Source organism: Streptomyces racemochromogenes, assembly GCF_044129415.1.
GTDB lineage: Bacteria > Actinomycetota > Actinomycetes > Streptomycetales > Streptomycetaceae > Streptomyces > Streptomyces racemochromogenes_A.
In genome coordinates, this window is the sequence record NZ_JBBDHD010000351.1 from 1 (window position 1) to 356 (window position 356).

Here is a 356-nt window from a genome sequence, read left to right on the forward strand (position 1 = left end):
GTGTCCGTCCGCAGCACCAGCGTGTTCACGAAGAACCCGACCAGATCGTCCAGCGCCTCGTCCGAACGCCCCGCCACCACGGTGCCGACCGGCACGTCCGTGCCCGCGCCCAGGCGCGTCAGCAGCGCCGCCAGCGCCGCCTGGAGCACCATGAAGGTGGTGGTGCCGGTCTTCGCGGCGAGCGCGGAGAGCGACCGGTGGACGTCGGCGGGGACACGGATGTCGACGTCGTCGCCGGTGTGGGTGGCGACGGCGGGGCGGGGCCGGTCCAGCGGCAGCTCGATCAGCTCCGGAAGGCCCGCCAGCTCCTGACGCCAGTACTCCGACTGGCGGGAGATCAGGCTCTGCGGGTCCTC

The 356-nt window shown here is 73.0% G+C and carries 1 protein-coding gene; it reads right to left on the reverse strand.

Features of this window, described 5'->3' with window-relative positions; genetic code table 11:
- Nucleotides 1-356 (reverse strand): condensation domain-containing protein (locus WDV06_RS37230; RefSeq protein ID WP_395514210.1); only part of this gene is annotated, 356 nt, incomplete at both ends.